The following is a 22,259-nucleotide window of genomic DNA, read 5'->3' as shown; positions in this document are numbered from 1 at the left end:
CCCACCCGTCATAATCCAACCGACTGACGTAATACGGCGAGCGGTCGCCGGAACAGGTACACCGCCAGCGGTACATATTCACCAGAAATTTTCGCCGTACCGCGCAACCCGATACGTGGCGGTTCGCCAGTAAAACGTGCGTCCAGCCGGTAAGCCAGGTTACCCGACGGGGTTGGTTCCGATTCATAAGCAATACGATCCAGCAGCGCGCCATGCGGCGTTATCGGATCGCTATCAAGAAACAAGGTGATCGGTGCATCCGGCTCCAGCCGAATCGCATCGCCGACATCCAGTTCAATTCGCAGAGAGACGGAAGCCGGGTCGGCCAAATCCATCAGCCGTTCGCCGGTGCGGACTGGTTTACCGGTCCAGCGTTCGGCGTCGGCAAATACCGCAATGCCGTCCCGCTCCGCGCGAATTTCAGTGCGGCTCAGCAAGGCGTTGGCATAATCGCGTTCGGCACGCTTTTGCGCCACCTGCGCGGCAAGAAAATCCAGCCGGGCCTTGGAGTCGGCATCCTGAAAAGCGCGCTGCGAACTGGCACGGAATTCCGCTTCTGCCACGTTCAATGCCCGTTCAGCCACATCGGCCTGCGCTTTTAGCGTGGTATCGTCGAAACGCACCAGTACATCGCCTTTACGCACACTCTGATTCGGCTGGACGGCAAATGCCTGAATCACCCCATCCAGCGGCGCGGCAACCACACGCCCGTTGAGCGGAATCACCTCTGCCGGCGCTAACACCGATTGACGTACCGGAATAAACAGGCACCCGACCACCAGCAAGGCGGGTATAGCCAGCTTCCAGCGCCAGCGAGTGCGTCGCCACAGCTGTTGTTGTTGCGGTTCCAGCGCCAGCCAGGCATGGCTGAATGCGTGGGCCAGTTGGTCTGCCAGCAACTGCTCAGCGGGCTGCCAGGGTTGCTCACGGGCATACCAGATGCCGCCAAACAGACGCCCTTGCTTATCTTTCAGTGGCGTCCACAGCACTTCGGGCGCTGACAACGCCAGCCAGTCGTTACGGCTTTGATCATCTAACGCTGTCGCCTCCACCACCGCACACTGCGCATATTGCGGCTCTTGCAGCAGTTGCCGACAAGCGCGCTCAACAAACGCCACAAAGGGCGCATGAGGCGCAGGCTGGGTCACGCCGGTCACCGCTCGCACCGTGCCGTTGATCACCAACGCGGCATGACGAAAGCCAAACAGCGTCTGGCTGTCGTTAACCATACAGTAAGCCAGCGCTTCAACGGTATCTGCCGAACGCGCCTGACGTTCAAGGTCGAGAAAACGGGCGAAGATACGTTCGCTGGAAACGGGGGGCGTAGTGCTCACGGCTTCTCCGGAAAATGTGCTGTGCCGCTCATCCCAGCCATCAGCGCGGCATCTTTGGTTTCAATCACTCCCGTCAGGCTGAGGGTCTGGCTACTTTCATCAATTCGCGCGCCCAGTCGGGATACACGGGCTTGTAACGGTGTGCCGGTTTCATCCGGCGTAAAGGTGAAAGTCAGGCCGGTTTTAAGTATTGGCAGCCAGCGGGATGGCACCAGCAGGTTAATTTCCAGATGGCGATTGTTGACGATATCCAACACCGGTGCGCCCGGCGCCACGCTTTCATACGCCTGAGCACGACGCCTGACCACCTGACCGTCAAACGGCGCCAGAATACGGCAGCGGCTGACCTGAATCTGATAGACCTGACTTTCTGCCTGCGCCTGCGCCAAACGCGCAGCAGATAAAGCCACGGCGTGCCTGCCCACCGATTTGAGTTCCGCCAGTTGCTGGTTCTGACTCAGCTCCGCTTCCGCCGCCCGCATCGCCGCCTGCGATGCCGCCAACTGCGCCTGATAGATGGCACAGTCAAAACGCGCCAGCAGGTCGCCTTTTTTGAACGACTCCCCTTCCCTGAACGGCATTTCCACAATGCGCCCGGCCAGATCGCTGGAAATGGTCGCCTGATCCACCGCCACCAGCATCCCGCGCGCCTGATTGGCCTGATTGTCAGCCGAGGCCGACATCTGTGTAGGATGAGCCGGATGACTCAATAACGGGTCTTCAGCCTGCGCCTGCACATGATAAGCCAAAACACAAACCGCCATCAGCCCCAGAGCCCGATGGAAAACGGAGTGATTGAAATTGTTCACACTAACCTGCCTTGATTCCGCGAAGGTGTGTACCAATCAGAAGGCATCAAGAACAAGCCCCTGAATTTTCACCAATTAGCCATAGATTTTGGCAAGTATAGTAAATCAGCAGAAACGGGAATGCGATGAGAGGTAGAACCAGGTTATGAATTTGTCGTGAAGATCAACAGCGACGTAATGTAGCCGGGGCAAGAGGTGCGCGACGCTGTCGTAGGATTGGCATAGGCTCACTCGCACTTATCCAGCCCAGTGTAGTCGCTTCACCAAAGGCCAGTTGCATCGAGATCGTCCGCTCGGTTAGTTGATCGATTGTGGCAGATCAGGCTGCTTTGTTCAGACCTTCCCTAATGTGGAAGTTGGTCCGTGACGGCACGCGAGTTACTAAAATTTATTTATAATCATTTATTTATCTTGATGAAGCGACTCTTCACGCCTAAAAAATAGCTAATCATCAGATAACTACTATTACTTTAAGTATAATTCGCAAACAAATTGCAGTAAAAAATGATTAATATTTACTCTGTGAGTCCAGATGTGTCCAAAAAGAAAATGGGAGGTGCGCATCGCGCCTCTTTGATCGCGGCTGGCATCCTGGCCTTCCTTGCCTCTGGCTCGGCGCTTGCCGTTGATCAGGCCAGACTCCAGCAGCCAGTTGTCGGCGGTACCGTTCTGACGATGAGCCTTGGCAACCAGTGCACCGCCGGTCTTGTGCTCCAGCAAACAGGCGCTTGGGCCAACTTGACTCCATATCGGAGAGCGGTCAGGTTCGTTCTGACTGCAGGGCATTGTGGTGACTACAACAGCACGGTGTCCGTGAATGGGGCGGATATCGGCTATGTTTCCTGGAAGTCGGAGGTTTCAGATCTCGAATTGATTCGCGTGGAACCGGTGTTGCATAACTACCGGCACTGCACAGCGCCATCAACAGGAATTCATTGCACAATCATTTCGAGATACGAACCGCGTGCGGTAGGCAAGGTGCTGCTCTCGCGAGCAGCGCTCTACCGGTCGCGAGAGGGTGGGCTTGTTGCGATCGCTGTCACCGACCACGCCCCCGCGCCCTCAACTAACCGCTTCTGCACGAGCGGATTCATGACCGACGTGTTGTGCGATTGGACGGATGCACGCATTCCCGCGGGCTATCCCGTGACAGTCCAGGGACTTCGTGCCGCAACTCCCGACTTTGGCGGTCTGACAAGCCCAGGCGATTCCGGCGGACCAGTGGTGAGTACATCGGGAGTCATACACGGCATCATAAAAGGTCAAAATGACAACCTAAACATGATGCTTTATACATCTACAGCGCAATTTTTCCACGAGATGCCCAATTATACGATTGCACCGCCAAACTGATTTGTCGAAACGTTAACCCAGAAGTCGGTGCGGCTGGTCCCTTCGCCGTTAAGGGGAGGGGCTGTGTATGGTTATCGCAAGATAGCCCCAGATGTGCGCGAGTCCGGCGAGCATTGCAGCCGACACTGCGCTGTTGATCACCAACGATCAATTCGTACGTCCAGTCGGAAAAACGGGCTTGTAACGGTGTGCCGGTTTAATCCAGCGTAAAGGTGAAAGTCAGGCCGGGTTGTAAGTATTGACAGCCAGCAGGATGGCACCAGCAGGTTAATTTCCAGATGGCGATTATTGACGATATCCAGCACCGGCGCGCCCGGTGCTGGATATCGTACACCTGAAACACCAAACGGCAGGCACAAAAAAACCACCTTTCGGTGGTTTTCTGCATCATGCAAATTTGAGTATCTGCACGATGAAATTTGGAGCGGGAAACGAGACTCGAACTCGCGACCCCGACCTTGGCAAGGTCGTGCTCTACCAACTGAGCTATTCCCGCAGGGGTGTGACGTAACGTAATTTGCTGTCGTTACGGGGAGCGAATTATACGAGAAACTTTTTCTCTCGCAACCCCCCTGACAAAAAATGTCGTTCAAGTGCCGACAAAATCAACAATGCGCTGAAAATACCTGCAATACCAGGAGTTTTAGCGCATTTTCCACGCCGACACGACTGACATCTCATGCAGCCATTACCCCGGCAGCCGTTACAACTGAATAAAGTGTTCGCGGTAGTACGCCAGTTCCGCCACCGATTCGCGGATATCGTCCAGCGCCTGATGGGTATTGCGCTTCTTAAAGCCTGCCAAAATCTCCGGCTTCCAGCGGCGCGCCAGTTCCTTGAGCGTGCTGACGTCCAGATAACGGTAGTGGAAGTAAGCTTCCAGTTCCGGCATGTAACGGAACAGGAAACGGCGATCCTGCCCGATGCTGTTGCCGCAAATCGGCGATTTGCCCGCCGGTACCCATTGTTGCAGGAACGCAATAGTTTCCAATTCGGCGGCACGGTCGTCATACGTGCTGGCTTTGACCCGATCCACCAACCCACTGCCGGTGTGAGTGCGTACGTTCCAGTCATCCATCAGCGCCAGTTGGCTGTCAGACTGATGCACCGCCAGCGTCGGGCCTTCTGCCAGTACATTCAGGTTGGCATCAGTCACCAGTGTTGCGATCTCAATGATCCGATCCCGTTCAGGATCCAGCCCCGTCATTTCCAAATCGATCCAGATCAGGTTGTTTTCATTTACCATCGTTGCCATTCCCATCGAGGTTTCGCCGCCAGCAGGCTGACAGGCCCGGCAGCGGTTAATTAAAATAAAATAGCGTGTATTATAGTCGCTTCCATCGCCACCGGCGATAAGCGCCGAACCAAGAGAGACTGCGTGAGTAAAAAGAAACTGTCAAAAGGTCAGCAACGTCGGGTCAGTGCCAACCATCAGCGCCGCCTGAAGCACGCCGACAGCAAGGTCGAGTGGGATGACAACCAACTGGGCGAACCGCAGGAAGGCATCATCATCAGCCGGTTCGGTATGCACGCGGATGTGGAAGCGCCGGACGGCGAGCTGCACCGCTGCAATATTCGCCGCACTATTCATTCGCTGGTCACCGGCGACCGGGTCGTCTGGCGTGCCGGCAACGAAACGCTGGCCGGTATCAGCGGCATCGTCGAAGCGGTGCACCCGCGTCAGTCGGTGCTGACCCGCCCGGACTACTATGACGGTCTCAAACCTATTGCCGCCAACATCGACCAGATTGTGATTGTCTCCGCCATTTTGCCGGAGTTGTCGCTCAATATTATCGACCGTTATCTGGTCGCTTGCGAAACACTGGACGTTGAACCGTTGATCGTGCTGAACAAAACCGATCTGCTGGATGACGAAGGCCGGGCATTTGTCGAAGAGGTGATGGATATCTACCGTCATCTCGGTTATCGGGTGTTGATGGTTTCAAGTCATACCCAACAAGGGCTTGCCGAGCTGGAAGCCGCGCTGACTGGCCGCGTCAGTATCTTCGCCGGGCAGTCCGGCGTCGGCAAATCGAGCCTGCTTAATGCCCTGCTCTACCCTGACGACGCCAAAATTCTGGTCAATGACGTGTCCGATGCGTCTGGATTGGGTCAGCACACGACCACCGCCGCTCGCTTGTATCACTTCCCCCACGGTGGCGATGTCATCGACTCGCCGGGCGTACGTGAGTTCGGCCTGTGGCATCTGGAGCCGGAGCAAGTCACGCGCGGTTTTATCGAATTCCGTGACTATCTGGGCAGTTGCAAATTCCGCGACTGCAAACACGATACCGACCCTGGCTGCGCTATTCGCGCTGCGCTGGAACGCGGGGAGATAGCGCCAGAGCGTTTCGACAACTACCACCGCATTCTTGAAAGCATGGCGCAGGTAAAAACGCGTAAATCCTTTTCTGCTCCAGATAACTGACATTTATTGTATCCATCGCTACAATGCGCCCTTTTTTACGGCGTACCCTTAAAAAAACGACGAGGCTCACTGTGCTGGACAGAATCAAGATTGCTCTACAACATCTGCTCCCGAAGGTCTGGCTGACGCAATTGGCTGGTTGGGGGGCTAACCGTCAGGCGGGCCTGCTTACCAGGCTGGTGATTGAACTGTTTGCGCGCATCTACAAGGTCAATATGCAGGAAGCGCAGCAACCCAACGCCGCATCCTACCGTACGTTCAACGACTTTTTTGTTCGCCCGCTGAAACCGGGTATTCGCCCAGTTGATCCGCTGGCGAATCGGCTGGTGTTCCCCGCCGACGGCGCTATCTCTCAGCTCGGCACCATCGACGATCTTCAGATCTTGCAAGCCAAACAGCACAACTATTCGCTGGAAGCACTGCTGGCCGGCAATGTCATTCTCGCCGACCTGTTCCGCGACGGTGTGTTCGTCACGACTTATCTTTCGCCGCGCGATTACCACCGTGTGCATATGCCGTGTGACGGTATTTTGCGCGATATGATTTACGTGCCGGGCGACCTGTTTTCCGTTAACCCGCTGACCGCCGCCAACGTGCCAAACCTGTTTGCCCGCAACGAACGCGTCATCTGCCTGTTCGATACGCCATTCGGGCCAATGGCGCAGATTCTGGTGGGCGCGACCATCGTCGGCAGTATCGAAACCGTGTGGGCTGGCGTTATCACGCCGCCGCGCGAAGGCATCATCAAACGCTGGGCCTATCCGCAGGAAGGCGAAGACGCCGTCATTCTGGAAAAAGGCGACGAAATGGGCCGTTTCAAACTCGGCTCCACGGTCATTAACCTGTTCGCTAAAGACCGTGTACAGTTAATGTCTGGACTGGCTAGCCGGAGCGTCACGCGCATGGGTGAAGCCATGGCCGAAGCATTGGATGAGGATGTTCGGGCACGCATGAGCGCCGCCAACGACAGCGACACTACCCCCTGACCCCATCACTATACCTGAGGAGGCCAGCCGTGCGTTTGATTCTGATTTTCCTGATGGGATGCCTGTTATCAACCACATCGCTGGCCGCCCAGTTGCCTGATGAAACGCAACTGAAACAGGATCTGCAGCAGGCGGAAATCAACAAAAACTCCCCGGTGCAAGCCGATATCGTCAAAGAGCTGCAATCGGCGTTGCGACTGCTGGACGAACGCCGGGAAACCCGCCAGCGAGCCGACCAGTACCAGCGTGCGATTGACGACTTTCCCAAGCTCACCCGCGACTTGCGCCAGCAGTTGGATGCGGAAGATGCCAAACCGGCAGCGCCGCCCAAAACCACATCGGTCAACGATTTGGAACAGCAGATCGTCCAGCTCAGCAGCCAGTTGCTGGAACAAAGCCGCCAGTTACAACAGGAACAGGACCATCAGCGAGAAATCAGTGATTCGCTAGCCCAGATACCGCAGCAGCAAACCGAAGCCAACCGCGCGCTGAGCGACGTCGAACGGCGCGTACAGGCGCTGGGTAATCCCGCCACGCCATTAGGTCAGGCGCAATTGGCCGCGCTACAGGCCGAAGCGGCGTTGCGTAAAAGCCGACTGGAAGAGCTGGAGCTGGCACAGCTTTCCGCCAGCAACCGTCAGGAACTCTCGCGCCTGCAGGCAGATGTCTACAAAAAGCGGCGTGACCGGCTGGACAACCAACTCCAGCTGTTGCGCAGCACGCTGAACACGTTGCGCCAGCGCGAGGCGGAACAAGCGATGGAACGAACCGAGCAACTGGCGGAACAGGAAGGTCAGTTACCTGCCGTGGTCGCCAGTCTGCTGCAAACCAACCGTGAACTTTCACTGGCGCTTAACCAGCAGGCGCAGCGCATGGATCAGATAGCGTCCCGCCAGCGCCAGACCGCCACCCAAACGCTACAGGTGCGCCAGGCGCTGAGCACGCTACGCGAACAGGCGCAATGGCTCGGCTCATCGCCGGCGCTGGGGGAGACGCTGCGCGCGCAGGTAGCAAGGTTGCCGGAAATGCCCAAACCCCAGCAACTGGACGGCGACATGGCGCAACTGCGCGCCCAGCGTTTACATTATGAAGATCAGCTCAACAAGCTGCCGGCGACCAGCGAACCGGCCCGACAGGACAACGGCGCCCCGTTGACCGCCGCTCAACAAAAGATCGTCAACGATCAGCAACGTACCCAGCGCGATCTGCTCACATCGCTGATTTCCGGTTGCGACACGCAAATTCTGGAACTGACCAAGCTGAAAGTCGCCAGCAACCAGTTGGAAGACGCGTTGATTGAGATCCGCGACGCGGCGCATCGCTATCTGTTTTGGGTGGCGGATGTTGACCCGGTTGGTTTCGCCTACCCGCTCCACCTGCTGCGCGACCTGTCACGCCTGTTGTCGCTGGATACCCTCACCCAACTCAGCAGCGCCATGCTGATGATGGTCACCAGCCAGAGCACGCTGTTGCCGCTACTGGGCGCGTTGCTGCTGGTCGGGCTGAGTATCAGCTCGCGCCGCCATTACCATGCCTTTCTGGAACGCGCCAGCAGCCGGGTCGGCAAGGTCACCCTCGACTACTTCATGCTGACGCTGCGCACGGTATTCTGGTCGGTGATGGTGGCGATGCCGCTGCCGGTGCTGTGGGCCGCGCTCGGCTACGGTCTGCAAAACGCCTGGCCTTACCCGGTCGCCGTCGCCATCGGCGATAGCGTGACCGCCACCGTACCGCTGATGTGGGTCATGATGATCGGCGCTGCGTTTTCTCACCGTCAGGGGCTGTTCATCGTGCATTTCGGCTGGTCGCCGAAGCAGGTGGCGCGCGCCATGCGCTACTACCGTCTCTCCATCGGTTTTATCGTGCCGCTGGTCATGGCGCTCATCACCTTCGATAACCTTAATGACCGTGAGTTTTCCAGTACGCTGGGGCGGCTGTGTTTTATCCTGCTGTGTATGGCGCTGAGCCTGGTGACCACCAGCCTGAAACGCGCCGGTATTCCGCTGTATCTGGATAAGGAAGGCGCCGGCGAAAACCCGGTGAACCGCGCAATGTGGAACCTGATGATCTGCATTCCGCTGATTGCTGCACTAGCGTCCTGCCTGGGCTATCTCACCACCTCGCAGGCGTTGCTGGCGCGGCTGGAAACCTCGGTCGCCATCTGGTTTTTCCTGCTGGTGATTTATCACATCATCCGCCGCTGGATGCTGATTCAACGCCGCCGCATCGCCTTTGATCGCGCCAGACAGCGCCGGGCGGACATACTGGCGCAACGCGCCAGAGGTGAGGAAGAGGTCCCACCCTCGTCACACGAAGCCAGTGCAGACGTGGTAGAAGAACCGGTGGTGGACCTGGACGCCATCAGCGCCCGTTCGCTGAAGCTGGTGCGATCAATCCTGACGCTGATAGCACTGGTATCGGTCATCGCCCTGTGGTCGGAAATCCATTCCGCTTTTGCGTTTTTGGAGAATATCAGCCTGTGGGACGTCACCAGCACGGTGAAAGGGGTGGAGAGCGTACAGCCGATTACCCTTGGCTCGGTGCTGATTGCGCTGCTGGTGTTTGTTATCACAGCGCAACTGGTGCGCAACCTGCCCGCGCTACTGGAGCTGGCAGTATTGCAGCATATCGAACTGTCGCCCGGCACCGGCTACGCCATTATCACCATCAGCAAGTACCTGATGATGCTGGTGGGTGGGTTGATGGGATTCTCGCTGATCGGTATCGAATGGTCAAAATTGCAGTGGCTGGTGGCGGCACTCGGCGTAGGGCTGGGGTTCGGCTTACAGGAGATCTTCGCCAACTTCATCTCTGGCCTGATCATCTTGTTCGAAAAACCGATTCGCATCGGCGATACCGTGACTATCCGCGATCTGACCGGCAGTGTGATGCGCATCAACACCCGCGCCACCACCATTTCCGACTGGGATCGCAAAGAGATCATCGTACCCAACAAAGCTTTTATCACCGAACAGTTCATCAACTGGTCGCTGTCTGACTCGGTCACCCGCGTGGTGCTGACCATCCCCGCCCCTGCCGATGCCAGTACGCAGGAGGTCACCACACTACTGCGAGATGCGGTGAAACGCTGTTCGCTGGTGCTGGATAATCCCCCACCGGAAGTGTTTCTGGTGGACCTGCATCAGGGTATCCAGATTTTCGAACTGCGTATTTTCGCCGCAGAAATGGGTCACCGGATGCCGCTACGCCATGAACTGCATCAGTTGATTCTGGAAAGCTACCGCGAACACAATCTGGTGATGCCATTCCCACCGTTCCAGGTGCGGATGGACTCAGTACAAATTGCCGGGCGCAACGCCACGACCACAACGCGAACCGCAGGCGGGTTGTAATTACGCTTAAGTGATATTACGCCGCAGTTGTGATTTCGCTGAATACCGTTGTCATTTCGCTGAAAAAGAAAACCACGGTAAGCGATGGCTTCCGTGGTTTTTAGCCAGACGAATGAATAATAGGAAAAGCAGCCTCAGGCGCGATCAACCGTAAACGCTATCACTTCGCCGATAGACTCGGCGTTCAGCGCCAGCATCACCAGACGATCTACGCCTACCGCCACGCCGGAACACGGCGGTATACCCGCGGCCAGCGCCGCCAGCAAGTTCTCGTCAATCGGTTGTACCGGCAAACCACGCGCGGCGCGCTTGCGGTTATCCTGCTCGAAGCGTTGACGCTGCTCTTTGCTGTCCGTCAGTTCGCAAAAACCGTTAGCCAGTTCGATGCCTTTGTAATATACCTCAAACCGCTCCGCCACCCGGTGATCCTCGGTGCTGATTTCCGCCAGTGAAGCCTGTGTGGCCGGGAAATGGTAGACAAACGCCGGTTTGTCGCGGCCAATCTGCGGCTCCACGCCAAATGCGAATAACAACTGCAACAGCGTGTCGCGGTCCTCTTCCCGGTTTGCCACGTCACCGACGCCGATTTTCTCCGCGACTTCACGCAGTTGCGCTTTATCCGCCGATAGCGGGTCCACTTCCAGATGACGCTGGAACGCCTGCTGATAAGACAGCATTTCGGCGCCGTCGCACTCCAGTACCTGTTGCAACAGGTCATCCATTTCATTCATCAGCCGGTACATATCGTAGTGCGGGCGATACCACTCCAGCATGGTGAACTCAGGGTTATGATAACGGCCAGACTCTTCGTTGCGAAAATTGCGGCACAGTTGATAAATCGGCCCGCTGCCCACCGCCAGCAGGCGTTTCATGTGGTATTCCGGGCTGGTCATCAGATACAGCGCCATACCATCAGCCGCGCCGGGGCCGACAAAGTGGGTCTGAAACGCAGACAGATGCACATCCGTTACCGTCGCCTGGCTCATAGCTGGCGTTTCCACTTCCAGCACACCGCGGTCTGCAAAGAAACGTCGGATTTCTTTCATTATCGACGCCCGCTTTAACAGATTGGCGACGGGGGCACTCGGCTGCCAACTGGCTGTTTCGCTCATGATTTCCACTCCACACTCAAACTGGAGGTGCAGTCTACCCGCATCATCCCAGCCAGACAAATTTATCCAGCTGAAGATTTTCATCTATTTGGTTTGTCGAGATTATTAAAGAAATAAAAGTACTATTTATGAATAAATCATATATTCCGTCACGTTTTCCGGAATATGTCCGTGCAGATTTTAAAAAACAGCAAAATACTGGATCACATCAAATTTCATGCATCTGCAAATCGCTATAATCATTCCCATACAAAAAAAGGGTGATTGAATCTCTCTCTAATAAGTAGCTTGGCCGGATATTTTTTCACTCGATTACTGTCCTGGAAATTAAAACGGAAAATAAGTGACGACGTTGTATTTCATATTATTTTCTTAATTTAATTTATTTAACTTAAGTAACTGGAGGCATGTAGTGCAAACCTTTAATGCCGATTTGGCCATTATCGGGGCCGGGGGAGCAGGTTTACGGGCCGCGATTGCTGCGGCGCAAGCGAATCCCCAACTCAAGATTGCGCTAATTTCCAAAGTCTACCCGATGCGTAGCCACACCGTGGCCGCAGAAGGGGGATCAGCGGCAGTCACACAAGATCACGATAGCTTCGACTTCCACTTCCACGACACCGTGGCCGGGGGCGACTGGTTATGTGAACAGGACGTGGTGGATCACTTCGTGCAGAATTGTCCGCGCGAAATGACCCAGCTTGAGCAGTGGGGTTGCCCGTGGAGCCGCAAGCCGGATGGTTCGGTCAACGTACGTCGTTTCGGTGGAATGAAGATCGAACGTACCTGGTTTGCTGCGGATAAAACCGGCTTCCACATGCTGCACACCCTGTTCCAGACCTCTCTGAAATACCCGCAGATTCAGCGTTTCGACGAGCATTTCGTGCTGGACATCCTGGTGGATGACGGACATGCCCGTGGGGTCGTTGCCATCAACATGATGGAAGGGTCGTTAATTCAGATCCGCGCCAACGCCATCGTGATGGCAACAGGCGGTGCCGGTCGCGTCTATCGCTACAACACCAACGGCGGCATCGTTACCGGCGACGGCATGGGCATGGCCTTCCGTCACGGCGTACCGCTGCGTGATATGGAATTCGTACAGTACCACCCTACCGGCCTGCCGGGTTCCGGTATTCTGATGACCGAAGGCTGCCGTGGCGAAGGCGGTATCATGGTCAACAAAGACGGCTACCGCTATCTGCAAGACTACGGCCTTGGGCCGGAAACGCCGCTGGGCGAGCCGAAAAACAAATATATGGAACTGGGCCCGCGTGACAAAGTTTCGCAAGCCTTCTGGCACGAATGGCGCGCCGGACGCACTGTGCCGACCCCGTTGGGCGATGTGGTCTACCTCGACCTGCGTCATCTGGGTGAGAAGAAACTGAAAGAGCGTCTGCCGTTTATTTGCGAACTGGCAAAAGCCTACGTCGGCGTTGACCCGGTGAAAGAACCGATTCCGATTCGCCCCACCGCGCACTACACCATGGGCGGCATCGAAACCGACCAGCAGTGCGAAACCCGTATTCAGGGCCTGTTCGCCGTCGGCGAATGCTCATCCGTCGGTCTGCACGGCGCCAACCGCCTCGGCTCCAACTCGCTGGCGGAACTGGTAGTGTTTGGCCGCCTCGCCGGTGAAAAAGCCGTGGAACGCTCGCAGTCCGCCGCACCGGCCAATACCAGCGCGCTGGATGCACAGGCTAAAGATGTGGAACAACGTCTGCACACGTTGATGAAGCAGGAAGGTACCGAAAGCTGGGCCAAAATCCGCGACGAAATGGGGCTGTCGATGGAAGAAGGCTGCGGTATTTACCGTACCACCGACCTGATGCAGAAAACAGTCGATAAACTGGCCGAGCTGAAAGAACGCTTCAAACGCGTGAAAATCACTGACCATTCCAGCGTGTTCAACACCGATCTGCTCTACACCATCGAACTGGGTCACAGCCTGGATGTCGCCGAGTGTATGGCGCATTCCGCCATCAACCGCAAAGAATCACGCGGCGCGCACCAGCGTCTCGATGAAGGCTGCACCGAGCGTGATGACGTCAATTTCCTGAAGCACACGCTGGCGTTCTATAACCCGGAAGGCGCCCCACGCCTGGAATACAGCGATGTGAAGATCACTAAGCTGCCGCCGGCAAAACGCGTTTACGGCGCCGAAGCGGAAGCTCAGGAGAAAAACAAGAAGGAGCAAGCGAATGGCTGATATGCAAACCCTGAAAATGGAAGTCATGCGCTATAACCCGGAGCAGGATAACGCACCGCATTTCGAAACCTACGACGTGCCGTATACCCGCGAAACCTCGCTGCTGGATGCGCTCGGCTACATTAAGGACAATCTGGCGCCGGACCTGTCTTACCGCTGGTCCTGCCGTATGGCGATTTGCGGTTCCTGCGGCATGATGGTCAACAACGTGCCGAAACTGGCCTGTAAAACCTTCCTGCGTGACTATGCCAGCAGCGGCCTGAAGGTTGAAGCGCTGGGCAACTTCCCGATTGAGCGCGACCTGGTGGTGGACATGACCCACTTCATCGAAAGTCTGGAAGCCATCAAGCCCTATATCATCGGCAACAACCGTACGCCGGACCAAGGCCCGAACAAGCAGACACCGGCGCAGATGGCGAAATACCATCAGTTCTCCGGCTGCATTAACTGTGGGCTGTGCTACGCCGCCTGCCCGCAGTTCGGCCTGAATCCGGAGTTCATCGGTCCTGCCGCGATTACGCTGGCACACCGTTACAACCTGGACGACCGCGACCACGGTAAGAAAGAGCGTATGCCGCAACTGAACAGCGACAACGGCGTCTGGTCTTGTACCTTCGTGGGTTACTGCTCCGAAGTGTGTCCGAAGCACGTCGATCCGGCGGCGGCTATCCAGCAGAGCAAGGTGGAAAGCGCCAAAGACTTCATGATCGCCATGCTGAGACCACAATAAGGGAGGCAACAAATGATCACCAAACGTAAAGCGTATGTCCGTGGCATGACGCCCACCTGGTGGCAGAAGCTCGGTTTCTACCGTTTCTATATGCTGCGCGAAGGCACTGCGGTGCCTGCGGTCTGGTTCAGCATCGTCCTGCTGCATGGCGTGTTTTCGCTCAAAGCCGGCCCGGAAGGCTGGAGCCAGTTTATCGGCTTCCTGCAAAACCCGCTGGTATTGCTGCTCAACATTATCGCCTTGCTGGCGGCGGTGTTGCACACCAAGACCTGGTTTGAACTGGCACCGAAGGCCTCCATCATCATCGTAAACGATGAAAAAATGGGGCCAGAGCCGGTCGTTAAAGGACTGTGGGCGGCCACTGTGGTCATCACGCTGGCGGTGCTGGCCATCGCCTTGCTGTTCTGAACAGGAGGAATCTCGTGAGTAATCAACAACCCAAACGTTCCGACGAACCACCGTTCTGGGGCCTGTTCGGCGCAGGCGGCATGTGGAGCGCGATGTTCGCGCCGGTTATCATCCTGCTTATCGGGATTTTGTTGCCGCTGGGCGTGTTCCCTCAGGCGCTGACCTATGATCGTATCGCTGCGTTCAGCCACAGCCTGATTGGCCGTGCGTTCCTGTTGCTGATGATCGTACTGCCGCTGTGGTGCGGTCTGCACCGTATCCATCACGCCATGCATGACCTGAAGATCCATGTACCGGCTGGTAAATGGGTGTTCTACGGCCTGGCGGCGATCCTCTCGGTCGTTACTATCATTGGTGTGGCTACGCTGTAATAAGCGCCACCTCAACATGCTTCACGGCCCGCGCAGTGCGCGGGCCGTTTTTTTATTGCATCGTTGCATTCCGTTTCCTACTGTTAAACCAGTGAACCAACAGGAAAAGGAAGCTGAACATGAAGCACTGGCGTGTATTGCTGACGTCGTTTATCGCACTGTTTACGACCGCGTGTAGCACCACGCCGCCGCAAGGCGTTCAGGTCGTGGATAACTTCGAGCCTTCCCGCTATATGGGAACCTGGTATGAAATTGCCAGACTGGACAACCGCTTCGAGCGTGGTCTGGAACAGGTCACCGCCACCTACAGCCCGCGAGAGGACGGCGGGATTACCGTGGCCAACCGTGGCTTCGACCCAGTTAAACGGGCCTGGCGCGAAAGTATCGGCAAAGCTTATTTCACCGGCTCGCCGCAGCGCGCTGCGTTGAAAGTGTCATTCTTTGGGCCATTTTATGGCGGCTACAACGTGATTGCGCTGGACAGCGACTATCGTTACGCGTTGGTATGCGGGCCAAACCGCGATTATCTGTGGATATTGTCCCGCACCCCCGAACTCCCTCCGCTCGTCAAACAGGCATTGCTGGCAACCGCTCAACGCAACGGTTTTCAAACCGAAAAATTAATCTGGATTAATACGAACGTGGGTGCAGGGAAATAATCGGATTGGTTCAACACATTGCGGGAAATCAATAAAACACCGTTTTAATATACTTATTTCCCGCAATGAAACGTTCGTTCGTCAACGTATTTTCAGCCGGTAGTTATACCGGCTATTTTTAATAGATAACGTTACCGGCGATCAGCCCATAATTTTGTCGCGGAACATAAAAAATACCGCACCCAGCAGACACAAACCGGCCCAAATATAGTCAGTCCGGAAGGGTTCTTTGAGAATAATTATCGAGAAAGGAATAAATACCGACAGGCTGATCACTTCCTGCAAAATTTTCAGTTGCCCGGCTGAGGCTACCTGATAACCGATACGGTTAGCAGGTACTTGCAACAGGTATTCAAATAGCGCAATCCCCCAACTGACCAGCGCCGCCACCATCCAGGTACGGCCACTGAAATAGCGAAGGTGCCCGTACCAGGCAAAGGTCATGAATACATTACTGAGTGTCAGCATGAATACTGTGATGATAAGTGGGGACATAATTCTCTCCTTAACCAAGACGCGGCATTATTACGTCAGTCAGGATAAAATACCATCAGGGAACGTTCAGGTTGTGTGAGAGAATTTTTCAGACGGGATATCAATGGAATTGCAACGCGTAAACTGCCCACAGGACAGTCTACGCGCTGAAAAGATTATTTCACGCGGGAGACGTATTCGCCGGAACGCGTGTCAACCTTGATCACTTCACCAATCTGTACGAACAACGGCACTTTCACCACAGCGCCGGTAGACAGCGTGGCAGGCTTACCACCAGTACCTGCGGTATCCCCTTTCAGGCCCGGATCGGTATCGGTGATTTCAGCTTCGATAAAGTTCGGCGGCTGAACAGCAATCGGACGACCATCCCACAGGGTAACGATACACTCGGCATTGTCCTGCAGCCACTTGGCCGCATCACCCACGGTTTTCGCTTCAACCTGATGCTGTTCGAAAGTTTCAGGGTGCATGAAATGGAAGAACTCACCGTCGTTATACAGGTAGTTCATGTTGGTATCCATCACGTCAGCACCTTCTGCCGAATCGGTAGATTTGAAGGTTTTCTCAACGCGGGAACCCGTCAACAGACGACGCATTTTGACACGGGCAAACGCCTGGCCTTTACCCGGTTTCACAAATTCACTGGATTCGATAGCATACGGCTCGCCCTCGAACATGATTTTAAGACCGGAACGGAAATCGTTGCTAGAATAAGTCGCCATGATGGCCCTCTATTATTAATACTGGTACTTAGCCAAAAAAATGGCACACATTGTAACCCTAAATATACCTTCCAGAGAAGATTGGTTGCAGCAACTCACCGATGTTATTACCGATCCTGATGAATTGCTGCGACTTTTGGCATTAGATAGCCACCCGCAACTGGCCGCCGGACGCGATGCCCGCAAGTTGTTTCCGTTGCGAGTACCGCGCGCTTTTGCCGCCCGGATGCAGCCCGGCAATGCCCAGGACCCGCTGTTGTTACAGGTGTTGACCGCACCGGACGAGTTTATTGTCACCCCCGGCTTTAGCCACGACCCGTTGGATGAACAACACAGCGTCGTGCCAGGGTTACTGCACAAATACCACAATCGCGCTCTGTTGCTGGTAAAAGGCGGGTGTGCGGTTAACTGCCGTTACTGTTTCCGCCGCCATTTTCCCTATCAGGACAATCAAGGCAACAAAGCTAACTGGCGTCAGGCGCTGGATTATATCCGCCAGCACCCGCAGTTGGATGAAATCATCTTTTCCGGCGGCGACCCGCTGATGGCCAAAGATCACGAACTGGACTGGCTGTTGACCGAACTGGAGCACATTCCCCACCTGAAGCGGTTACGCATCCATACCCGTCTGCCGGTGGTGATTCCGGCACGTATCACCGCTGAACTCTGCCAGCGGCTGGCTCGATCATCGCTGCGCGTAGTGTTGGTAACCCACATCAATCACGCCAATGAAATCGACGCAGAACTCACCGAGAGCATGGCGCGTCTGCATCGGGCAGGAGTGACGCTGCTTAACCAAAGCGTGTTGTTGCGTGGCATCAACGATAATGCCGATACGCTGGCTGCACTGAGTAACGCCTTATTCGATGCCGGCATTCTGCCCTACTACCTGCATGTACTGGATAAGGTACAGGGTGCTGCGCATTTTTTAGTGCCGGATGACGAAGCGCGCGCGTTGATCAAAGCGTTGATGGCACGGGTATCAGGGTATCTGGTGCCAAGTCTGACGAGAGAAATCGGCGGCGAGGCCAGCAAAACACTGCTGGATATTGGTATGCGCCAGGAAAATCAGGGCTGAAACACCGTCAGCGTCACTGGCATTCCCCCATGACGCTGACGGCCTGCACTATCAGGGGCACTTATAAACCTGTCCCTGCATCTTGCTGTCCAGCGGCGCGAAGCTGGACAGGAACGTCTGGCTCGGCGTGCTCACGCCATAAATCACGTTGCCGCCCATCGCCGCCGCCTTGTTACGCAGATCGTTCGCCGCGCCGCGCATTGAGCTGCCTTCATTGCCACTGCCCGACAACCAGTTAGATTGCGTGCCGGTAACGCTACCCAACAGCTGGCACTGCGCCGCGGGTTTACTGTCGGTAAAACGTACCGCCTGACCAGCAGCACTGAGTTCGTTATTGGTGCTGCATCCTGCCAGTAAAGTGATGGCAGCCAATCCCATCAGTATACGAATCCGCATTCTTCTCTCCGTGATAATCGATACACTGGCCGAAGCCGGGCTAACCCGACCCGACAACCGAAAACTTATGCTGAAACGGTCTCATGTTACCACCATCAGGATGGCAGTGATTGTTCACGCAACAACTATTTCTGTCGCCATGACGGCGATCACGCCACCCACAAACCAACAGGCCCCGGAATCGGGGCCTGTTGGTATGACAGACAGGTATTACGACAACGCCGTCATTACGCACGCCACTGTTTGAAGCGGTTGATAAGCCCATTGGTAGAGCTGTCGTGGCTACTGACGATACTGTCATTCTGCAATTCCGGCAGGATACGATTAGCCAGCTGTTTGCCCAATTCAACACCCCACTGATCGAAGGTGAAGATATTCAGGATAGCGCCCTGGGTGAAAATCTTGTGCTCGTAAAGCGCGATCAGCGCCCCCAGGCTGTACGGCGTGATTTCCCGCAGCAGGATGGAGTTGGTCGGGCGGTTGCCTTCAAACACTTTAAACGGTGCCACGTGCTCAACATCGTTGGCAGACTTGCCTGCCGCTGCAAACTCGGCTTCCACCACCTCGCGGGATTTACCAAACGCCAGCGCCTCAGTCTGCGCGAAGAAGTTCGACAGCAGCTTGCTATGGTGGTCGCTCAGCGGGTTATGGGTCATCGCCGGCGCGATAAAGTCGCACGGCACCAGCTTGGTCCCCTGATGGATCAACTGATAGAACGCATGTTGGCCGTTAGTGCCCGGCTCGCCCCAGATGATCGGGCCGGTCTGGTAATCCACCGCCTTGCCGTTGCGATCAACGTACTTACCGTTGGATTCCATGTTGCCCTGCTGGAAATAAGCAGCAAAACGGTGCATGTACTGATCGTACGGCAGAATCGCTTCAGTTTCCGCGCCAAAAAAATTGTTGTACCAGATGCCGATCAACGCCAACAATACCGGCAGGTTTTTCTCAGCCGGGGTGGTAGCGAAATGCTGGTCCATGGCGTGCGCACCGCTCAGCAATTGCTCGAAATTATTGAAACCGACAGACAGCACAATCGACAGGCCAATAGCAGACCACAGCGAGTAACGACCACCGACCCAGTCCCAGAATTCAAACATGTTGTCGGTGTCGATGCCAAATTCGCCGACGGCTTTAGCATTGGTAGACAGCGCGGCAAAGTGTTTGGCGACATGTTTTTCATCACCGGCTGCTTTCAGGAACCAGTCACGCGCACTGTGAGCGTTGGTCATGGTTTCCTGCGTGGTGAAGGTCTTGGACGCGACCAGAAACAGCGTCGTTTCCGGGTTAACGCGCTTAAGGGTTTCAGCGATGTGGGTGCCATCGACGTTGGAAACAAAGTGCATGGTCAGGTGATTCTTGTACGGACGCAGCGCCTCGGTCACCATGTACGGTCCCAGGTCAGACCCGCCGATGCCGATGTTCACCACGTCGGTAATCGCCTTGCCGGTATAACCTTTCCACTCACCGCCAATCACACGTTCGCTGAACTGCTTCATCTTTTGCAGCACTGCATTTACGTCCGGCATCACATCCTTGCCATCAACCACAATCGGCGTATTGCTGCGGTTGCGCAACGCGACATGCAGCACAGCGCGATCTTCAGTACGGTTGATTTTCTCGCCGGAAAACATCGACTTAATGGCAGCGGACAGATCGGTTTCACGCGCCAGTGCCTGCAGCTTTTCCAGCGTCTCGGCGGTGATGCGGTTTTTGGAATAATCCACCAGCATCAGGTCGCCGAACGTAGCGGAAAAATGCGAGAACCGATCAGGCTCCTGCGCGAACAAGTCGCTGATCTTAACCTCTTTCATCGCGGCAAAATGCTGCTGCAATGCCTGCCAGGCGGCAGTCTGCGTCGGGTTGATATTTTTCATCACACTACTCTTTGGTTTGAGAACAAATCGGTTTGAGAACAAGTCGGTTTAAGAATAAGTCGGTTTAAGAATAAGTCGGTCTACAGGCGGCAAATCCCACCCGTTTTTTCCCGATTGTATCCCTTAACGCCGTGCGGGGAAGCCCTTTTCTTGCGAAATGCTCCGCTCCGGTCCAATGTTGATTGACAGCCGCCGCGTTACCCGCTATTTGTAAAAGCCTACTTGCGCACACGTTGCGCAAGCCAGAAGAGGAGCGCCGCCCAGGCAAGGTATCGGAGGAACCGTATCCGATGATGATACCGGAGGGGGAGCGGTGCCGAGACAGACGTAACCTACGGTGTTTACGTTGTCGACTGCAGGGGCTGAATCCCCTGGGTTGTCACCCGCATCGCTCCGCAAAGCGGAACGATCAGCAAGGTGGAGCGCTTCTGGGTGTGCCGTAGCCAGTTCCTACTTCTACGCCTGCCCCCTGTTTACCGCTCTTCCCTTGTGCCAAGGCTTAACGATGAAATGCTGTTGTCGATAACGACAATGACGCCCCTGACACGAGGTTTTTTTGAATGTCTGTTAATACGAATAACTCACTGATTATCGCCAAATTCGGCGGCACCAGCGTCGCGGATTTCGACGCCATGAACCGCAGCGCCGACATCGTGCTGTCTGACTCGCAGGTACGCGTGGTGGTCTTGTCCGCTTCTGCTGGCGTAACCAACCTGCTGGTGGCGCTGGCAGAAGGCTTGCCGCCGGATGAACGCACCGCACAACTGGAAAAACTGAGCCAGATTCAATACGCCATTCTCAACCGTCTTAACCAGCCAGCTGTGATCCGCGAGGAAATCGACCGTATGCTGAACAATGTGGCTCGTCTGTCGGAAGCCGCGTCGCTGGCAACGTCTAACGCGCTGACCGACGAACTGGTCAGCCACGGCGAACTGATGTCTACCCTGCTGTTTGTGGAAATCCTGCGCGAGCGCAACATTGCAGCGGAGTGGTTCGACGTGCGTAAGATCATGCGTACCAATGACCGTTTTGGCCGTGCCGAACCAGACTGCGACCTGCTGGGTGAACTAACCCGCAGCCAGTTGACGCCGCGTCTGGCGCAGGGGATGGTCATCACTCAAGGCTTCATCGGCAGCGAAGCCAAAGGCCGCACCACCACACTGGGCCGCGGCGGCAGCGATTATACCGCCGCGCTGCTGGGCGAAGCACTGAACGCCAGTCGCATCGACATCTGGACCGACGTTCCCGGCATCTACACCACCGACCCGCGCGTGGTGCCGTCCGCACATCGTATCGACCAGATTACGTTTGAAGAAGCGGCTGAAATGGCAACCTTCGGTGCCAAAGTTCTGCATCCAGCGACGCTGCTGCCAGCTGTACGCAGCGATATCCCGGTGTTTGTCGGCTCCAGCAAAGACCCTGCCGCCGGCGGCACATTGGTATGCAACAACACCGCGAACCCGCCGCTGTTCCGCGCGCTGGCGTTACGCCGCAAGCAGACACTGCTGACCCTGCACAGCCTGAATATGTTGCACGCACGCGGTTTTCTGGCAGAAGTGTTCAGTATTCTGGCCCGTCACAATATCTCGGTGGATTTGATCACCACGTCTGAGGTCAGCGTGGCGTTGACGCTGGATACTACAGGCTCGACATCAACAGGCGACAGCCTGCTGTCCAGCGCGCTGCTAACCGAACTGTCTTCACTGTGCCGGGTGGAAGTGGAAGAGAATATGTCGCTGGTAGCGCTGATCGGCAACCAACTGTCGCAGGCTCGTGGCGTCGGCAAAGAAGTGTTCGGCGTGCTGGAACCGTTTAATATCCGCCTTATCTGTTACGGCGCCAGCAGCCATAACCTGTGTTTCCTGGTACCGTCCAGCGATGCCGAGCAGGTAGTGCAGACGCTGCACCACAATCTGTTTGAATGATAGACACACGATAT

The 22,259-nt window shown here is 55.8% G+C and carries 19 protein-coding genes, 1 tRNA gene and 1 riboswitch; of the genes, 11 read left to right on the top strand and 9 right to left on the bottom strand.

Annotated elements, in window-relative coordinates; genetic code table 11:
• Window positions 1-8: 8 nt before the first annotated feature.
• Together Dpoa569_RS02450 and Dpoa569_RS02445 are read right to left on the bottom strand one after the other, a co-directional pair.
• Entirely contained in the window at window positions 9-1,334 is a 1,326-nt protein-coding gene (locus Dpoa569_RS02450) for an efflux RND transporter periplasmic adaptor subunit (RefSeq protein WP_042873004.1), read from the bottom strand.
• Entirely contained in the window at window positions 1,331-2,143 is an 813-nt protein-coding gene (locus Dpoa569_RS02445) for an efflux RND transporter periplasmic adaptor subunit (RefSeq protein WP_042873005.1), read from the bottom strand. The genes Dpoa569_RS02450 and Dpoa569_RS02445 overlap by 4 nt, the downstream gene beginning before the upstream one ends.
• A gap of 504 nt (window positions 2,144-2,647) precedes the next feature.
• Here Dpoa569_RS02445 and Dpoa569_RS02440 point away from each other — a divergent pair.
• Complete coding sequence (locus Dpoa569_RS02440) at window positions 2,648-3,496, top strand: chymotrypsin family serine protease (protein ID WP_042873006.1); 849 nt, start codon at window positions 2,648-2,650, stop codon at window positions 3,494-3,496.
• 420 nt (window positions 3,497-3,916) lie between these two features.
• Here Dpoa569_RS02440 and Dpoa569_RS02435 read toward each other — a convergent pair.
• Window positions 3,917-3,992, bottom strand: a tRNA-Gly gene (locus Dpoa569_RS02435).
• 207 nt (window positions 3,993-4,199) lie between these two features.
• The gene (gene orn / locus Dpoa569_RS02430; protein ID WP_042873008.1) at window positions 4,200-4,742 is read right to left on the bottom strand and encodes an oligoribonuclease; all 543 of its coding nucleotides are present in this window, start codon (window positions 4,740-4,742) and stop codon (window positions 4,200-4,202) included.
• A gap of 132 nt (window positions 4,743-4,874) precedes the next feature.
• Between orn and rsgA the strand changes: the two genes are divergently transcribed.
• The 3 genes from rsgA (at window position 4,875) to mscM (ending at window position 10,263) form a co-directional block, all read left to right on the top strand.
• Complete coding sequence (rsgA, locus tag Dpoa569_RS02425) at window positions 4,875-5,924, top strand: small ribosomal subunit biogenesis GTPase RsgA (protein ID WP_146411017.1); 1,050 nt, start codon at window positions 4,875-4,877, stop codon at window positions 5,922-5,924.
• Between the two features lie 71 nt (window positions 5,925-5,995).
• Window positions 5,996-6,910 carry an archaetidylserine decarboxylase gene (asd, locus tag Dpoa569_RS02420; protein WP_042873010.1) on the top strand — a complete coding sequence of 305 codons (915 nt, stop codon included), beginning with the start codon at window positions 5,996-5,998 and terminating at the stop codon, window positions 6,908-6,910.
• Between the two features lie 29 nt (window positions 6,911-6,939).
• Window positions 6,940-10,263: a miniconductance mechanosensitive channel MscM gene (mscM, locus tag Dpoa569_RS02415; protein WP_042873012.1), complete on the top strand. Its 3,324-nt coding sequence runs from the start codon at window positions 6,940-6,942 to the stop codon at window positions 10,261-10,263.
• A 134-nt stretch (window positions 10,264-10,397) separates the two neighbouring features.
• On the opposite strand, the gene epmA is transcribed toward mscM, so the two are convergent.
• Entirely contained in the window at window positions 10,398-11,375 is a 978-nt protein-coding gene (epmA, locus tag Dpoa569_RS02410) for an elongation factor P--(R)-beta-lysine ligase (protein ID WP_042873014.1), read from the bottom strand.
• Window positions 11,376-11,787: 412 nt separating this feature from the next.
• Here epmA and frdA point away from each other — a divergent pair, with 412 nt between their 5' ends.
• From frdA to blc, 5 genes are all read left to right on the top strand, one after another.
• Window positions 11,788-13,584 (top strand): fumarate reductase (quinol) flavoprotein subunit, encoded by a 1,797-nt coding sequence (gene frdA / locus Dpoa569_RS02405; protein ID WP_042873015.1) that lies wholly within the window; start codon window positions 11,788-11,790, stop codon window positions 13,582-13,584.
• Complete coding sequence (locus tag Dpoa569_RS02400) at window positions 13,577-14,314, top strand: succinate dehydrogenase/fumarate reductase iron-sulfur subunit (RefSeq protein WP_042873017.1); 738 nt, start codon at window positions 13,577-13,579, stop codon at window positions 14,312-14,314. The genes frdA and Dpoa569_RS02400 overlap by 8 nt, the downstream gene beginning before the upstream one ends.
• 12 nt (window positions 14,315-14,326) lie before the next feature.
• A complete protein-coding gene (frdC, locus tag Dpoa569_RS02395) occupies window positions 14,327-14,722 on the top strand; it encodes a fumarate reductase subunit FrdC (protein ID WP_042873019.1) in 396 nt (131 codons plus the stop codon).
• Window positions 14,723-14,736: 14 nt separating this feature from the next.
• Complete coding sequence (gene frdD / locus Dpoa569_RS02390; protein ID WP_042873020.1) at window positions 14,737-15,093, top strand: fumarate reductase subunit FrdD; 357 nt, start codon at window positions 14,737-14,739, stop codon at window positions 15,091-15,093.
• 119 nt (window positions 15,094-15,212) lie between these two features.
• Window positions 15,213-15,752 carry an outer membrane lipoprotein Blc gene (gene blc / locus Dpoa569_RS02385; protein WP_042873023.1) on the top strand — a complete coding sequence of 180 codons (540 nt, stop codon included), beginning with the start codon at window positions 15,213-15,215 and terminating at the stop codon, window positions 15,750-15,752.
• 141 nt (window positions 15,753-15,893) lie between these two features.
• Here the strand turns inward: blc and Dpoa569_RS02380 are convergent, their stop codons facing one another.
• Together Dpoa569_RS02380 and efp are read right to left on the bottom strand one after the other, a co-directional pair.
• Window positions 15,894-16,247 carry a DMT family protein gene (locus Dpoa569_RS02380; protein WP_022635071.1) on the bottom strand — a complete coding sequence of 118 codons (354 nt, stop codon included), beginning with the start codon at window positions 16,245-16,247 and terminating at the stop codon, window positions 15,894-15,896.
• A gap of 155 nt (window positions 16,248-16,402) precedes the next feature.
• A complete protein-coding gene (gene efp, locus Dpoa569_RS02375) occupies window positions 16,403-16,969 on the bottom strand; it encodes an elongation factor P (RefSeq protein WP_042873025.1) in 567 nt (188 codons plus the stop codon).
• 40 nt (window positions 16,970-17,009) lie between these two features.
• Between efp and epmB the strand changes: the two genes are divergently transcribed.
• A complete protein-coding gene (gene epmB, locus Dpoa569_RS02370) occupies window positions 17,010-18,047 on the top strand; it encodes an EF-P beta-lysylation protein EpmB (protein WP_042873026.1) in 1,038 nt (345 codons plus the stop codon).
• A 51-nt stretch (window positions 18,048-18,098) separates the two neighbouring features.
• On the opposite strand, the gene Dpoa569_RS02365 is transcribed toward epmB, so the two are convergent.
• Window positions 18,099-18,443 carry a DUF4156 domain-containing protein gene (locus Dpoa569_RS02365; RefSeq protein WP_042873029.1) on the bottom strand — a complete coding sequence of 115 codons (345 nt, stop codon included), beginning with the start codon at window positions 18,441-18,443 and terminating at the stop codon, window positions 18,099-18,101.
• 227 nt (window positions 18,444-18,670) lie between these two features.
• On the bottom strand, window positions 18,671-20,320 hold the full coding sequence (gene pgi / locus Dpoa569_RS02360; protein ID WP_042873031.1) for a glucose-6-phosphate isomerase: 1,650 nt from the start codon (window positions 20,318-20,320) through the stop codon (window positions 18,671-18,673).
• Between the two features lie 238 nt (window positions 20,321-20,558).
• Window positions 20,559-20,756, top strand: a riboswitch (Lysine riboswitch).
• Window positions 20,757-20,880: 124 nt separating this feature from the next.
• Between pgi and lysC the strand changes: the two genes are divergently transcribed.
• Window positions 20,881-22,245: a lysine-sensitive aspartokinase 3 gene (gene lysC / locus Dpoa569_RS02355; RefSeq protein WP_042873032.1), complete on the top strand. Its 1,365-nt coding sequence runs from the start codon at window positions 20,881-20,883 to the stop codon at window positions 22,243-22,245.
• Window positions 22,246-22,259: the final 14 nt, after the last annotated feature.

Origin of the sequence: Dickeya poaceiphila, assembly GCF_007858975.2 — a bacterium.
GTDB classification, from domain to species: Bacteria; Pseudomonadota; Gammaproteobacteria; order Enterobacterales; family Enterobacteriaceae; genus Dickeya; species Dickeya poaceiphila.
This window is presented reverse-complemented; position numbering and strand designations above follow the sequence as displayed.

Coding starts and splice junctions, on each gene's coding strand:
- Dpoa569_RS02440 (WP_042873006.1), top strand. CDS start 2,648: ATGATTAATATTTACTCTGTGAGTCCAGATGTGTCCAAAAAGAAAATG.
- orn (WP_042873008.1), bottom strand. CDS start 4,742: ATGGTAAATGAAAACAACCTGATCTGGATCGATTTGGAAATGACGGGG.
- epmA (WP_042873014.1), bottom strand. CDS start 11,375: ATGAGCGAAACAGCCAGTTGGCAGCCGAGTGCCCCCGTCGCCAATCTG.
- Dpoa569_RS02400 (WP_042873017.1), top strand. CDS start 13,577: ATGGCTGATATGCAAACCCTGAAAATGGAAGTCATGCGCTATAACCCG.
- frdC (WP_042873019.1), top strand. CDS start 14,327: ATGATCACCAAACGTAAAGCGTATGTCCGTGGCATGACGCCCACCTGG.
- blc (WP_042873023.1), top strand. CDS start 15,213: ATGAAGCACTGGCGTGTATTGCTGACGTCGTTTATCGCACTGTTTACG.
- Dpoa569_RS02380 (WP_022635071.1), bottom strand. CDS start 16,247: ATGTCCCCACTTATCATCACAGTATTCATGCTGACACTCAGTAATGTA.
- efp (WP_042873025.1), bottom strand. CDS start 16,969: ATGGCGACTTATTCTAGCAACGATTTCCGTTCCGGTCTTAAAATCATG.
- epmB (WP_042873026.1), top strand. CDS start 17,010: ATGGCACACATTGTAACCCTAAATATACCTTCCAGAGAAGATTGGTTG.
- Dpoa569_RS02365 (WP_042873029.1), bottom strand. CDS start 18,443: ATGCGGATTCGTATACTGATGGGATTGGCTGCCATCACTTTACTGGCA.
- pgi (WP_042873031.1), bottom strand. CDS start 20,320: ATGAAAAATATCAACCCGACGCAGACTGCCGCCTGGCAGGCATTGCAG.
- lysC (WP_042873032.1), top strand. CDS start 20,881: ATGTCTGTTAATACGAATAACTCACTGATTATCGCCAAATTCGGCGGC.